The 12,782-nt window shown below is 67.8% G+C and carries 11 protein-coding genes and 1 riboswitch; of the genes, 7 read left to right on the top strand and 4 right to left on the bottom strand.

Features of this window, described 5'->3' with window-relative positions:
- Nucleotides 1-5 precede the first annotated feature (5 nt).
- The 4 genes from arfB to IHE47_RS16365 all read left to right on the top strand — a co-directional run bounded on the left by arfB (nt 6) and on the right by IHE47_RS16365 (nt 3,663).
- Nucleotides 6-428 carry an alternative ribosome rescue aminoacyl-tRNA hydrolase ArfB gene (gene arfB / locus IHE47_RS16350; RefSeq protein WP_192107814.1) on the top strand — a complete coding sequence of 141 codons (423 nt, stop codon included), beginning with the start codon at nt 6-8 and terminating at the stop codon, nt 426-428.
- Nucleotides 425-1,021: a lysophospholipid acyltransferase family protein gene (locus IHE47_RS16355; protein ID WP_192107816.1), complete on the top strand. Its 597-nt coding sequence runs from the start codon at nt 425-427 to the stop codon at nt 1,019-1,021. The genes arfB and IHE47_RS16355 overlap by 4 nt, the downstream gene beginning before the upstream one ends.
- 78 nt (nt 1,022-1,099) lie before the next feature.
- Nucleotides 1,100-2,419: an ABC transporter permease gene (locus IHE47_RS16360; protein WP_192107818.1), complete on the top strand. Its 1,320-nt coding sequence runs from the start codon at nt 1,100-1,102 to the stop codon at nt 2,417-2,419.
- Between the two features lie 8 nt (nt 2,420-2,427).
- On the top strand, nt 2,428-3,663 hold the full coding sequence (locus IHE47_RS16365) for an ABC transporter permease (protein WP_192107820.1): 1,236 nt from the start codon (nt 2,428-2,430) through the stop codon (nt 3,661-3,663).
- Nucleotides 3,664-3,693: 30 nt separating this feature from the next.
- Here IHE47_RS16365 and IHE47_RS16370 read toward each other — a convergent pair whose 3' ends face one another.
- On the bottom strand, nt 3,694-4,743 hold the full coding sequence (locus IHE47_RS16370) for a LysR family transcriptional regulator (protein ID WP_192107822.1): 1,050 nt from the start codon (nt 4,741-4,743) through the stop codon (nt 3,694-3,696).
- A 114-nt stretch (nt 4,744-4,857) separates the two neighbouring features.
- Between IHE47_RS16370 and aceB the strand changes: the two genes are divergently transcribed.
- The gene (aceB, locus tag IHE47_RS16375; protein WP_192107824.1) at nt 4,858-6,486 is read left to right on the top strand and encodes a malate synthase A; all 1,629 of its coding nucleotides are present in this window, start codon (nt 4,858-4,860) and stop codon (nt 6,484-6,486) included.
- A gap of 138 nt (nt 6,487-6,624) precedes the next feature.
- A complete protein-coding gene (gene aceA / locus IHE47_RS16380) occupies nt 6,625-7,920 on the top strand; it encodes an isocitrate lyase (RefSeq protein ID WP_192107826.1) in 1,296 nt (431 codons plus the stop codon).
- Between the two features lie 86 nt (nt 7,921-8,006).
- On the opposite strand, the gene IHE47_RS16385 is transcribed toward aceA, so the two are convergent.
- The 3 genes from IHE47_RS16385 to IHE47_RS16395 all read right to left on the bottom strand — a co-directional run bounded on the left by IHE47_RS16385 (nt 8,007) and on the right by IHE47_RS16395 (nt 11,861).
- Nucleotides 8,007-9,800: a sodium:proton antiporter gene (locus IHE47_RS16385; RefSeq protein WP_192107828.1), complete on the bottom strand. Its 1,794-nt coding sequence runs from the start codon at nt 9,798-9,800 to the stop codon at nt 8,007-8,009.
- 124 nt (nt 9,801-9,924) lie between these two features.
- The gene (locus IHE47_RS16390; protein WP_192107830.1) at nt 9,925-11,424 is read right to left on the bottom strand and encodes a YifB family Mg chelatase-like AAA ATPase; all 1,500 of its coding nucleotides are present in this window, start codon (nt 11,422-11,424) and stop codon (nt 9,925-9,927) included.
- A gap of 179 nt (nt 11,425-11,603) precedes the next feature.
- The gene (locus IHE47_RS16395) at nt 11,604-11,861 is read right to left on the bottom strand and encodes an accessory factor UbiK family protein (protein WP_192107832.1); all 258 of its coding nucleotides are present in this window, start codon (nt 11,859-11,861) and stop codon (nt 11,604-11,606) included.
- 183 nt (nt 11,862-12,044) lie between these two features.
- On the opposite strand from IHE47_RS16395, the gene glnK reads away from it, so the two are divergent.
- A complete protein-coding gene (gene glnK / locus IHE47_RS16400) occupies nt 12,045-12,383 on the top strand; it encodes a P-II family nitrogen regulator (RefSeq protein ID WP_192107837.1) in 339 nt (112 codons plus the stop codon).
- Nucleotides 12,384-12,425: 42 nt separating this feature from the next.
- A riboswitch (cobalamin riboswitch) is annotated at nt 12,426-12,639 on the top strand.
- Nucleotides 12,640-12,782: the final 143 nt, after the last annotated feature.

Genomic DNA, 12,782 nt, shown 5'->3' on the forward strand with positions numbered 1-12,782 from the left:
CCCGCATGCTGACCATCAGCCGCACCCTTGCCCTGCCCGAATCCGAACTGGTCGAGCGCTTCCTGCGCGCCGACGGCCCCGGCGGCCAGCACGTGAACCGCACCGAGAGCGCGGTGGAGCTGCGTTTCGACGTGGCACGCTCGCCCACCCTGCCGGAACCGCTGCGCGAGCGCCTGCTGGCCCGCAGCGACCGCCGCCTCACCGACGACGGCGTGCTGGTGATCCAGGCGCGCCGCTTCCGCGACCAGGCCCGCAACCGCGAGGACGCGCGCGAACGGCTGGCCGAAATCGTCCGCGCCGCGCAGGTGGTGCCGAAGAAACGCGTGGCGACCAGGCCCACGCGCGCCTCGAAGGAACGCCGCCTCGCCGGCAAGCAGCAGCGCGGCAAGCTGAAACAATTGCGCGCGAAGAAGCCGGGGCACGAATGAACGGGACGGTCTTCACGCCAGCGCAACTGCCGCCGCACATGCCGCGCCTGCGCGACGGCTGGCGCCGCAAGCTGTGCCGCGGCGTGCTGCGCCTGTGCGGCTGGAGCCTGGTCGGCAGCTTCCCCGACGTGCCCAGGCTGGTGCTGATCGCCGCCCCCCATTCGTCATGGTGGGACGGCATCTGGGGCCTGCTGACCAAGGCCGCGATCGGCGCCGACGTGCACTTCATGGCCAAGCGCGAACTGTTCCGCGGCCCGCTGGGCGCGCTGCTCGTCAGGCTCGGCGGCATCCCCATCGACCGCGGCGCCGCCGCGGGCATGGTCGAGCAGATGGTCGAACGTTTCGGCCAGCAACAGACGCTGTGGCTGGGCATCGCCCCCGAAGGTACGCGCCGCCGCATGCCGCGCTGGAAAACCGGCTTCTGGCGCATCGCCCACGGCGCCGGCGTGCCGGTGTTCCCGGTCGCCTTCAACTACCCCGACAAGACCATCCAGCTCGGCCCGCTGTTCGCCACCAGCGACGACATGGACGCCGACATGGCGCGGCTGCGCGCGTTCTATGCGCCGTTCAAGGGGAAGCATCACGGGATATAGGGTCAGGTCGATCGCGTTGGGCAATCGCCAGGACCGACGCCGCTTCGGATGGGCATCGAGCAAGGGGCAAGCAAGCGGATGTTTGGCTACTACCTTGAATTGGCCATGCGCAGCATGAAGCGCAGCCCGGGCCTGACTGCGCTGATGATCCTGGCGATCGGCTTCGGCGTGGCGGCGTCGATGACCATGTACTCGGTATTCCGCGGCCTGTCCGCCGACCCCATCCCGTGGAAGTCGTCGCGGCTGTTCGTGCCGCAGATCGACATCTGGGGACCGGGTTTTCGTGAACCGGGTGGCGAGCCGCAGAGCGGCCTGGACTACATCGATGCCATGGCGCTGATGCGCCGGCACCGGGCCATCCGGCAATCGGCGATCTATTCGTTGTCGTCATCAACCATGCCGGACCGCGCCACCGGCAGCGCAAGCCCGATCCCGGTTCGCGGCTATGCCGTCTACAGCGGGTTCTTTCCCATGCTGGATGTGCCCTTTCGCTACGGCGGCAGCTGGAGCGAGGAGGAAGATGCGCGCCGGGCGCCCGTGGCGGTCATCAGCGACCACCTGAATCGGCAGGTATTCGGCGGCGGCGACAACGTTGGCAAGACCATCGAAGTCGGCGGCCGCGCCTATCGCATCGCCGGCATCCTCGCCTACTGGAACCCGCAGCCGGATTTCTTTGCGGATCTCCAGTACCGGGTCGATGCGCCGGATGTTTTCCTGCCGTTCCAGTACGTGGTCGAGACCCGCGCCATCGGCAACGCGGGGGCCAATTGCAAGAGGGACGCGGACGATCCGGGCACCGACTTCGAGGCATTGCTGCACTCGGACTGCACGTGGATCTCCTTCATGGTCGAACTCGATGACGCCGCTGCCGCGAGGGCGTATCGCGAATACCTCGATGCCTATGCGGTCGAGCAACAAAAGGTCGGCCGCTTCAATTGGGCGCCCAACAACCGCCTGCGCGACGTGCCGGCGCTTCTCGACCATGAGCACGTGATACCCGGCACGGCCCGGGTGTCATTGCTGGTGGCGCAGGGCCTGCTGCTCGTATGCCTGGTGAACACGGTGGGGCTGCTGCTGGCCAAATTCCTCCGGCGCAGCGGCGAGATAGCCGTAAGACGTGCGCTGGGGGCGTCGCGCGCAGCCGTCTGCGCGCAATGCCTCATCGAGGCGGGCCTGATCGGCCTGGGTGGCGGCATCCTCGGGCTGCTGCTCACCATTGCGGGAGTGCATGCTGTGGGCCTGGTCATGCCGGCGCAGCTTGCCGCCCTGGCGGGCATCGACCCGGGCCTGCTTTCGTCCGCCCTGCTGCTCGCCATGGTCGCCACCCTGCTTGCAGGCGCATACCCGGCCCATCGCGCATCGCGCGTACCTCCCGCATTGAAGCTCAAGGGACAGTGAGGGGCGCCGTGGATATCCACCCCATCCTCGCGGCCTTGAAGAAGCACAAGAGCGCCGCGCTCCTGATCGTGCTGCAAATCGCGCTGACGCTGGCGATCGTCGCCAATGCGTTCTTCATCATCGGCCACAGCATCGGGCGAATGAGCCGGCCGACCGGCCTCGAGGAAGACGGCCTGATCCGTGTTGTGCAGCAATGGCCGGCAACGCCCGGCATGGACGATGCGGCTGCCATCGAGAAATTCGATGCCATGCAGCGCGCGGATCTCGAAACCTTGCGGAGTCTCCCGGACGTAGAGGACGCGGCGGCTTCCACCAGCAATCCCATACTGAGCGGCTACGAAGCCGGCGACATCTCGCTGGACTCGGGCCGCAAGGGCAAATTCGTGCGCGCGGCCTATTACTACGGCGACGAGCGCATGCGGCCGGTCTTCGGCCTGCACCTGATCGCCGGCCGCGACTTTTACGCCAGCGAGATCCGGCACGGGCACGGTCTTCCGGGCTCGCCCGTGGTCATCGTGAGCAAGCCTGTCGCAGACCGCCTTTTTCCGGATGGCCATGCACTCGGCCAGACGGTGTACCAGGACGGCAAGCCAGCGAGGATCGTGGGCATCGTCGAACGATTGCAGACGCCGAAAAGGGCGGACAGCGACTGGGCTTTCAACTCGGTGCTCGAGCCGTTGCGCGTGGACGATGCGTGGGCGGGCTATGTGGTGCGGGCACGACCGGGTCGCACCGCGGAGGCGATGCGCGAAATCCACGATGCCCTGTTTGCACTCAACCCGATGCGCCTCATGCCCGAACCCTATGCCGGCATCCATTCGTTCACCGAGATACGCGCCTCCGGCTATTTCCCGGATCGCGGCATGGCGCTGCTGATGGGCGCAATCTGCATCATCCTGCTGGGCGTCACGGCTGCCGGCATTGTCGGCCTGACCAGTTTCTGGGTGCTGCAGCGTTACCGGCAGATCGGGGTGAGACGGGCACTCGGCGCGCGCAAGGTGGATATCCTGCGCTATTTCCAGATCGAGAATTTCCTGATTGTCGCGGGCGGCGTGATCGTCGGCACGGCATTGGCCCTTGGCCTCAACGCATGGCTGATGGCGCAATACGAGATGACGCCCCTGCCAGTGATCTACGTGGCGTCAGGCGCGCTTGCCCTGCTTGTGCTGGGCCAGGCGGCGGCGCTGGTGCCGGCGCTGCGCGCCTCCCGCGTACCGCCAGTCGTGGCGACACGCTCAACTTGAAGGGCAAGCATCACGACGTGCAGGACACCTCTAGCGCCCGGAGTGCCCCGGCTCGTCGTAGTCCCGGTGCGTCAGCAATCCCGGGCGGATCAGGTCGATGAAGGCGCGCGCCTCGGCGCTGAGGAACTTGCCCTTGCGCATCACCACGCCATAGCTGCGTTGCGGGAACCAGCGCTGCATGTTGCGCACGACCAGGCGTCCGCGGTCGGCGTCGGTGATGCAGATGCCGGTGACGATGGAGATGCCCAGGCCCATCGCCACGTATTCCTTGATCACGTCCCAGCCGCCGACTTCGATGGCGACCTGGTAGGGCACCTGGTTCTGCTGGAACACCAGGTCCACCTGCCGATAGGTGGACAGCCGCTGCGGCGGCAGGATCAGGCCGTAGGGCGAGAGATCCGCCAGCGTCACCTCGGCTTTTTCCGCCAGCGGGTGGCCGGGCGGCAGGATCAGCATGGGGTCGTACTGGCGCACCGGCGCCCACGCGATGTCGTGCGGCACATCCAGCATCGAGCCCACGGCGAAGTCGGCCTTGTCCTCGCGCAGCATCGCCATGCCGTCCTTGCCGGTGACGTTGGCGAGTTGCAGGTGCACGGCCGGGTAACGTTCGCGGTAGCGGCGCACCAGCTCCGGCAGCAGGTACTGGATGGTGGAGGTGCCAGCGGCGATGGTGAGCCTGCCGGCGGTGAGGCCTTGCACCCTGGCCTGGAAGTCGCGATCGAGATTCTCCCAGCCTTCCACCAGCGGGCGCGCCAGTTCGTACAGTGCCTCGCCCGCATCGGTGAGGTTGATGCGGCGGCGGCGGCGCTCCAGCAGGGTCGCGCCCAGTTCACGCTCCAGCGCCTGCAACTGCAGGCTCACCGACGGCTGGGACAGGTACAGCGCCTCGGCAGCACGACTCAGCGTGCCCAGCTTCACCGTGGCCACGAAGGCGCGCAGCTGTTTGTGGCGGTTGCCCTTGTAGTAGAAACGGGCAGGCTCGCTCGCCAGACCATGCGCTTGCGTACGCTTTTTTGTTGCGCTGCGGAGCGATTTTTTGGGCGATTTCGCTGTCTTGGTCGGTGCTTTTCGTTCTGTCATGTCAATGACTTGCAATATGCATTAATATTGACAATATCAAAAATTGAAACATTTGCTTTGTCAAATTGTAAATCCATGGCCTAGCTTCGAGTCGTCCAACGACCGGAGCCAACCATGGCCTTGCCCCGCGAACGCCTGACCACCGAAGCCGTGCAACTGCACGGCCAGCCCAATCCCGCCCAGCAGGCGATCCTCAACCCGCAGGCGCTGGCCCTCCTCGCCGACCTGCATCGCCGCTTCGATGCCCGCCGTCGCGAACTGCTTGCCGCCCGCCGCGAGCGGCAGGCGCGCTGGGACGCCGGCGAACTGCCGGATTTCCGCGCCGACACCGCCGCGATCCGCGAATCGGAATGGACGGTGGGGCCGATCCCACCCGCGCTGCGCGACCGCCGCGTGGAGATCACCGGGCCGGTGGAGCGCAAGATGATCATCAACGCGCTGAACTCGGGCGCGAAGGTGTTCATGGCGGACTTCGAGGACTCCTCCGCGCCCAGCCTCGCCAACCAGCTGGACGGCCAGATCAACCTGCGCGACGCGGTGGCCGGCAAGCTCGACTACACCTCGCCCGAGGGCAAGCACTACCGCGTGGCCGACAACCCCGCGGTGCTGGTGGTGCGCCCGCGCGGCTGGCACCTGCCGGAGCGCCACATCACGGTGGACGGCGAAACCATGAGCGGGGCGCTGGTGGACTTCGGCCTGTACGCCTTCCACAACGCACGCGCCCTGCACCGCCGCGACCTCGGCCCGTACTTCTACCTGCCCAAGCTGGAATGCATGGAGGAGGCCGCGCTGTGGGATGCGGTGATGGCGCACGCGGAAACCGAACTGGACCTCCCGCCCGGCAGCATGAAGGTGACCGTGCTGATCGAAACCCTGCCCGCCGCGTTCCAGATGCACGAGATCCTGCACGCGCTGCAGTCGCGCGCCGTGGGCCTCAACTGCGGGCGCTGGGACTACATCTTCTCCTACCTGAAGACCCTGCGCGGCCACCGCGACCGCCTGCTTCCCGAACGCGGCCAGGTGCTGATGACGGTGCCCTTCCTCAAGGCGTATTCGGAGCTGCTGATCCAGACCTGCCACCGGCGCGGCGCGTTCGCGATGGGCGGCATGGCGGCGCAGATCCCGATCAAGGGCGACGAGGCCGCGAACGAGGCCGCGCTGGCCAAGGTGCGCGCCGACAAGCTGCGCGAGGTGAAGGCCGGCCACGACGGCACCTGGGTGGCGCACCCCGCGCTGGTGCCCATCGCGCAGGCGGTGTTCGACGAATACATGCCCGAGCCGAACCAGCGCGACGTGGAGCGCGATGACGTGCGCGTGACCCGCGAGCAGTTGCTGGCGCCGTGCGTGGGCACCATCACCCGCGCCGGCTTCGACAACAACGTCGAGGTGTGCCTGCGCTACACCGCCGCCTGGCTGGACGGCCAGGGCTGCGTGCCGATCCACCACCTGATGGAAGACGCCGCCACCGCCGAGATCGCCCGCGCGCAGTTGTGGCAGTGGCTGCATCATGCCGATGCTCCGGCCGGCGGGACGCCTGCCGGGGGTGGCCTGGAATTCCCCGATCACGCGCCGATCGACTTTGCCCTGTTCGACCACGCGCTGGCCTCGCACGCCCATCGTCTGCGCGACAGCGACGTGCCGGGCGCTGCGCGCGTGGATGCCGCCGCGCGGCTGCTGCGCGAGCTGATCCACGCCGACACGCTGGCCGATTTCCTCACCGTGCCGGCTTACGAACAGCTTTGAATCTCTTCCTTCTCCCCCCGGGAGAAGGTGCCCGAAGGGCGGATGAGGGTTCGGTCGTGCGCAGCACTACGCAAGCACCGGACCCTCACCCCAACCCCTCTCCCGACGGGAGAGGGGCTCAAACCACGGAGCCACGCCATGAAGACCACCCTGCCCACCGCCGAACAGATCGAACTGGACTGGAACAACAACCCCCGCTGGGCCGGCATCCGCCGCCACTACAGCGCCGCCGACGTGGTGCGCCTGCGCGGCACCGTGGCGATCGAGCATTCGCTGGCGCGCCACGGTGCCGAGCGGCTGTGGAAGAGCCTGCACGAGGAGGATTTCGTCAACGCGCTGGGCGCGCTCACCGGCAACCAGGCCATGCAGCAGGTGAAGGCTGGCCTCAAGGCGATCTACCTCTCGGGCTGGCAGGTCGCCGCCGACGCCAACCTCGCCGGCGAGATGTATCCGGACCAGTCGCTCTACCCTGCGAATTCGGTGCCGCAGGTGGTGAAGCGCATCAACAACACCCTGCTGCGCGCCGACCAGCTGCACCACGCCGAGGGCAAGGACGGCATCGACTGGCTGGCGCCCATCGTGGCCGACGCGGAAGCCGGTTTCGGCGGCGTGCTCAACGCCTTCGAGCTGATGAAGGCGATGATCGAGGCCGGCGCCGCCGGCGTGCACTTCGAGGACCAGCTCGCCAGCGTGAAGAAGTGCGGCCACATGGGCGGCAAGGTGCTGGTGCCCACGCGCGAAGCGGTGGACAAGCTCACCGCCGCCCGCCTCGCCGCCGACGTGCTGGGCGTGCCCACCCTGATCGTGGCGCGCACCGACGCGGACGCCGCCGACCTGCTCACCTCGGACATCGACGACAACGACAAGCCCTTCGTCACCGGCGAGCGCACCGTGGAAGGTTTCTTCCGCGTGCGCGCCGGGCTGGCCCAGGCGATCAGCCGCGGCCTCGCCTATGCGCCCCATGCCGACCTGGTGTGGTGCGAGACCAGCAAGCCGAACCTGGAGGAAGCGCGCCAGTTCGCCGAGGCGATCCGCAAGCAGTTCCCCGGCAAGCTGCTCGCCTACAACTGCTCGCCCAGCTTCAACTGGAAGAAGAACCTCGACGACGCCACCATCGCCAAGTTCCAGCGCGAGCTGGGCGCGATGGGCTACAAGTTCCAGTTCATCACGCTGGCCGGCTTCCACAGCCTCAACTACGGCATGTTCGACCTGGCGCACGGCTACGCGCGCCGCCAGATGAGCGCCTTCGTGGAGCTGCAGGAAAGGGAATTCGCCGCCGCCGAACGCGGCTTCACCGCGGTGAAGCACCAGCGCGAAGTGGGCACCGGCTACTTCGATGCGGTGACCCAGGCGATCCAGCAAGGGCAGTCGTCGACCACGGCGCTGAAGGGTTCGACGGAAGAGGCGCAGTTCGCACGCCACGCGGCGGCGTAAGCCGTGCCACTTTAGGAGCGCACCCTGTGCGCGATGGCCTTGCGCCTTGATCGAAGCGCCGGGCCATCGCGCACAGGGTGCGCTCCTTACGCCGTGCCGGTCGCCGGCGGCACCAGCGCGATCACCGTCCAACCCGGCCTGGGTTCCAGATCCCGCTTGGCCGAAGCCACGCGCAACGCGCCTTTTTCCTCCACGCCGAACAGCAGCACGCTGTCCGGACCGTACTGCGCGATGAAGTGCGACCAGTCGAACGCAGTACTCAGCCGGGTGGTCTTGATGCGCCACCCGCCCAGCAGCAACTCGGCGAAACGCGCGTGCGTCATCGATTCGTCGAACAGCGGCGGAGCCAGCAGGCGCTCGGCCAACGCGGTGCGATCCGTGTTCTCCTCCGGCGCCAGCACGCGCAGGCGGTACACCTTGTTGCGGCCGAATTCCTGCCGGTAATGCACGCAGGCCAGCGTGTTGCGCTCGCGGTGCACGGACATCGCCAGCAGTCGGCCGATGCCGGCGAGATCGAGGTTGCGCTCGGCGTGCGGCGAGGCCGGGTTGCCGAAGAAGGTACTCAGCCCCTCCATTCGCGCCAGGCGGATGCCGTCGTGCTCGTCGTCGGCCAGCACCACGCGGAAACCCGCTTCGTGCAGCGCCCTGCCCACGCCACGGGCCACCGCATCGGAACCGAAGATCAACACGCCGCGCGGCTCCGGTTCGGCCACGCCCAACCACAGCGCCAGCGGTCGCGCGGTGGCGCTCTGCAGAACCACCGTGCCGACGATGAGGATGAACACCAGCGGCACCAGCGCCCCTGCACCTGCCACGCCCAGCGCCTGCAGGCGTAGCGCGAACAGGGCGGAGACCGAGGCTGCCACGATGCCGCGCGGCGCCACCCAGCCGATCAGCGTGCGCTCGCGCCAACCCAGCGGGCTGCCGAGGCTGGCGATCAGCACGCTGAACGGACGCACCAGGAATTGGGCGATCAGGAAGATCACGAAGCCTTCCCAAAGCAGGTCGCCCGGCAGTGGCCATGGCAACCGTGCCGCCAGCAGGATGAAGAGCAGCGACACCAACAGCGTGGTCAGGTGCTCCTTGAAGTCGAGGATGTCGTCGACATGCACGTCGCGCATATTGCCCAGCGCAATGCCCATGATCGTCACCGTGAGCAGACCCGAATCGTGCGCAAGCCGGTTGGCGATGGTGAAGGCCAGCAGCACCGTCGCCAGCACGCCGAAATTCTGCAGGTACTCGGGAATCGACTGGCGGCGCAGCAGCAGGCCCAGCAGCCACGCCGCCAGCGCGCCTGTCGCCGCGCCGCAGAGCACCGTGCCGAGGAACACGCTCAGCGCATGCCCCTGCTCGCGCGACACCACCACCTCGTAGACCAGCACGGCGAGCAATGCGCCCAGCGGATCGATCACGATGCCTTCCCAGCGCAAGGCGTTGGCGATGCGCGCATTCGGCCGCAACGTGCGCAGCATCGGCGCGATCACGGTGGGCCCGGTGACGCAGGTGAGCGCGCCGAACAGCAGCGCGATGGGCCAGGCCACGCCGGCCACCCAATGCGCCGCGGCGGCCAGCGACACGAGGGCGGCCAGCGCACCGTAGCTCACCAGCCCGCGCACCACGCCGCCGATGCCGGGCAGTTCGTGGAAACGCAAGGCGAGGCTGCCTTCGAACAGGATCAGCGCCACCGCCAGCGACACCATCGGGAACAGCAATCCGCCCAGCAGCGCATCGGGTCGCAGCAGGCCGGACACAGGGCCAAGCAACAGGCCGGCGAGCAGCAGGAACACGATCGCGGGCAATTTCACCCGCCATGCCAGCCACTGGCACAGGAAGCCGATCACCAGCATGCCGGTCAGCACCAGGCCGGGTTCGATGCTCATCGCGATCCTTGGTCCGCGTCGCCAACCGCATCGGAACACGCGGCAGCACGCTGCGTCCAGGCGATCCGTCCGGTTCCTGCCGGTCCACCCGAGCCCCAGGACTGCACGTCCGGCGTGCAGGCAGTCAGAAACGGCGGTACTGCAGTGCCTCCGCAAGGTGTTCGCGCTCGAGCACGCCGGCGCCACCGTCGATGTCGGCGATGGTGCGCGCCACGCGCAACACGCGGTGGTAGGCGCGCGCGGACAGGCCGAGCTTCTCCAGCGCCTGTTCGTACCAGCGACGCTCGGCCTGGCCCAAGGCGCAGTCGCGCTCCAGTTCGCGGTGGTTGATCTCCGCGTTCGGTCGACCCGCACGCATCAGGGCATGACGCCGCGCACCGAGCACGCGGGCGCGCACCGTGGCGGAGTCCTCGTCGTGCGGGCCGCGCGACGCATCCATTTCACGCAGCGGCAGCGACGGCACCTCGACCGCGAGGTCAATGCGATCCAGCAGCGGCCCGGAAATGCGCGAGCGATAGCGCTGGATCTGCTCCGGCGTGCACTGGCAGCGCCGGCGCGTGTCGCCGGCATGGCCGCAGGGGCATGGATTCATCGCCGCCACCAGCTGGAACTGTGCGGGGAAAGTGGATTGCCGGGCCGCACGCGACACCACGATATGGCCGGATTCCAGTGGCTCGCGCAACACCTCCAGCACGTGCCGGCTGAATTCCGGCAACTCGTCGAGGAACAACACGCCGTTGTGCGCCAGCGAAATCTCGCCCGGTCGCGGCAGCGAACCGCCGCCCACCAGCGCCACCGCCGAGGCGGTGTGATGCGGTGCGCGGAATGGCCGGCGTCGCCAGCGTGCGGGATCGGTGGGCTGGCCAGCCACCGACAGCACCGCGCAGGTTTCCAGCGCCTCGGATTCGGAAAGCGGCGGCAGGATGCCTGGCAGGCGTTCGGCCAGCATGGTCTTGCCGGTGCCCGGCGGCCCCACCAGTAGCAGGTGATGACCGCCTACGGCCGCGATTTCCAGCGCGCGGCGTGCCTGCAACTGGCCGCGCACGTCGCGCAGATCCGGACCGTCGTAAATGCCGCCTTCGGTGTCGACGCCTGTAGGCGTCGCCAGGTCCTGAGCGCCGCGCAGCCAGCCGCAGACCTCGGCCAGCGAGTCGGCCACACGCACTTCCACCTCGGAAACCAGCGCGGCCTCGGCCGCGTTCGCCCGTGGCACCACCACCTTGCGGCCACGTGCGCGTGCGCGCAGCAGTGCCGGGAGCACGCCCGAGACGCTGCGCAACGAACCGCTTAGCGCCAGTTCGCCGAGGAATTCGCAATCGTCGAGCTTCTCGCGCGGCACCTGTCCGCTGGCGGCGAGGATGCCCAGCGCGATCGGCAGGTCGAAGCGGCCACCATCCTTGGGCAACTCGGCGGGTGCCAGATTCACGGTGACCTTGCGCCCCGGATACTCAAAGGCCGTGTTCTGGATGGCCACGCGCACGCGATCACGGGCCTCGCGCACGGCGGCCTCGGGCAAGCCCACGATATTGGTGGCCGGCAGGCCACCGGAGAGATGAACCTCGACCATCACCTGCGGCGCAGCGATGCCCTCCTGCGCGCGACTGAGGGTGACGGCGAGGCTCATGCGGCCGTTCCTTGCCGAAACGCGTGCCGGCCCACGAGTCGAGCCATCGGCCGGCTCGCCTGGAAGCCGCGGTCACGCACCCGCATCGAACACTCCATGTGCAGCGTCAGTCGTAAATAACCGCCCCCGATCGCAAAACTCGGGGTGAGGGTGACGAATCGGGGGCGGCTCCCGGGAGGCTAGTCCCCGCGGGCGGCGACGGCGGCCTCGAGTTCGGCCACGCGCCGCTCCAGTTCCTCGACCTTGGCGCGGGTGCGTGCAAGCACCTGGCTCTGGACATCGAACTCTTCGCGGGTGACCAGGTCGAGGCGGCGCAATCCCTGTGCCAGGACATCGTGGAAATTGGTTCGCAGATCCTGCTGCGCCTGTGCCACTCCGGGCGGAACCAATGATGCCAGGCGTCGTGCCAGCTGATCGATATCCAGCCTATCCATCATGGACGGCGCCTCGAACTTGTCGAAAGAGAGTTTCCATGAACGAAAGGTGGGCGCACCATCGGCGGATTCCGTTATTTGGTGTAGGAATTGTCCTACATGGTATCCCCCAGGCGACAGCGGCAAGCTGCGGAGGCAAAATGCCTGTCCGCGTCGCGTCGCGATGCTCCTGCCCGAGGAATCCCCATGAAGCTGGTCGTGGCGATCATCAAGCCATTCAAGCTCGACGACGTGCGCGAGGCACTGGCCGAGGTCGGCGTGCAGGGCATCACGGTGACCGAGGTGAAGGGGTTCGGCCGCCAGAAAGGCCATACCGAGCTTTATCGCGGTGCCGAGTACGTGGTCGATTTCCTGCCCAAGATCAAGCTGGAGGCGGCGGTGGCCGACGACCAGCTCGACCGCGTGCTGGAAGCGATCCAGAACTCCGCCCGCACCGGCAAGATCGGCGACGGCAAGATCTTCGTGAGCCCGCTGGAACAGGTGATCCGCATCCGCACCGGCGAACTGGATCAGGACGCGCTCTAAGACTTGTCCACAACTTATTGGGTTGACCCGGCCGATTTTGCCCGATATGTTGTGCCGGTCGGTGCCCTGCCAGACGCGATCGTCGGCCGGGCTCAAAAGGGAATCCGGTGCGAATCCGGAACTGCCCCGCAGCGGTAAGTGGAAACGAACGTCTCGATAGCGCACTGATCCACAGCGATCGGGAAGCGGAGACCAGTAGGCGGGCACAGGCCCACGTCCACGAGTCCGAAGACCTGCCGACGCGGCATGGCCATAGCGCCATGCCGGGTGGTGGCGGCTTCCGCGGGGAGGCGCGTCGGATCGTCGGGCCCTTGCGCCCGATGGGCGACCGTCCGCGGGCAACCACTGCATCAGCCCTGCGCGCGGGAGCAGGCGGTTGATCGCCACGGCCTGGAGCCA

Source organism: Rhodanobacter sp. DHB23, from assembly GCF_014842975.1.
GTDB lineage: Bacteria > Pseudomonadota > Gammaproteobacteria > Xanthomonadales > Rhodanobacteraceae > Rhodanobacter_A.